The sequence below is a fragment of the Elstera litoralis genome (assembly GCF_000963705.1).
Taxonomy (GTDB): domain Bacteria; phylum Pseudomonadota; class Alphaproteobacteria; order Elsterales; family Elsteraceae; genus Elstera; species Elstera litoralis.
In genome coordinates this window covers 1-1,337 of record NZ_LAJY01000911.1, presented here as the reverse complement: position 1 = coordinate 1,337, position 1,337 = coordinate 1, and the positions used below count along the sequence as shown (strand labels likewise).

The window sequence follows — 1,337 nt, the reverse complement described above, 5'->3', positions numbered from 1 at the left end:
TCGCCCAGGCTGACGGAGGTGTTTTCGGGCATCGCGGTTTCCTTTGGGAGGAGAGAGTGCGAAAATCAGAAAACTTTGAAAGCATGTCGCCGCTCGAACAGGCGACGATGCTAAGGGATGCCATTTCAAACCTCGGTGGAAATTCCTAAAAAAGACCACCTCGCGGAACCCACAATATATAAAATCCCTAAAATGGAATTTCATTATCGGCACCAAAATCCTGCTTAACAGCAGAAACAACCTCAACTTCACCTTCTACAATTTTAAAATTATTTATTGAAGAACTCAAAATACTATGACGCCTTGCTAATTTTTTTGCGGCTTCCGTGAATACATCCTCAGAACCTGATGGGAGCATTAAGCCTACTTCTATGTAATATGCTGAAAGGCGGTTGAACATGGCTTTTGTAATCTTAAAGCATTCTGACGCGTCAATAACCGCAACTTGGTCAGCAATAGCAGATCCAATTTGTACAGCAGAGTCATCTCGGTAAATAGAATATGAAAACTCGCCATCGTAATTATTAATGATATAGGATATATTTTCATAATATAAAGGAAACATCGAGATCCATGTTGTTTCAATCTTCGCGTTACTTCCATACATTATTCTGTTGTCAATTTTTTTTGATATCCCAATAATATTTACACAAATCGCATCATCAGCAGACGGAATCGGAGGCAGGGATAAATTTATATCAAAAAACTTCCGATAGTTTCAAGATATTTAACATTTTCTTTACGAACCTCGTTTAATTCCTCCAGAATTTTAACACTTGCAATGGTATCTCCTCGAACCCAACCTACAGCAGGCTTAGTTGCTTTTGCATGGTCCAACGCCTCACGAACAGCTAGCTTCAATTGCTCACATGACGTCCAAGTTTTTCGCAATCTATTTTTTTCAATATCCGAGATAAAAGCCGCAAGCCGCACTTTACCTTCTTGGGACGCTTCACTTTTGCCTGCTGGGATACTTCCTCGGTCGCCATGTACCAACGCAAGTACAGGAATATCGCGGGTAATGGCATAGCGATACTCCTTTTCAGTGTAGCTGATGCCGTCATCATCTATGGAGCCATAACGGCCCGCCACTATTAAAACATAATAATCACATTTATCTATCAAGGATTGTATAAATGCAAATTGATCTTCGTCCGCTGCCGGGAACGTTTCCATCTGAACTGGGAAATCTCCAGAACGGATCACCGAATCTTGTACCGCTTGCCGCTCTTCCTTCAAGTCTTCAAAAGTTGAACTAATGAAGACAGAATATCTTTTATCGGCCAACCTTGGACCCTCTCATGTCACTGGAAATCGCCTGAGTTAGATTACTTCGC

At 41.4% G+C, this 1,337-nt stretch carries 2 protein-coding genes; both read right to left on the bottom strand.

The features are described 5' to 3' along the window. Positions 1–187 precede the first annotated feature (187 nt). On the bottom strand, positions 188–565 hold the full coding sequence (locus tag VZ95_RS24760) for a hypothetical protein (RefSeq protein ID WP_156995504.1): 378 nt from the start codon (positions 563–565) through the stop codon (positions 188–190). Between the two features lie 128 nt (positions 566–693). Next, a complete protein-coding gene (locus VZ95_RS24755; protein ID WP_156995503.1) occupies positions 694–1,287 on the bottom strand; it encodes a DUF4062 domain-containing protein in 594 nt (197 codons plus the stop codon). Positions 1,288–1,337 lie beyond the last annotated feature (50 nt).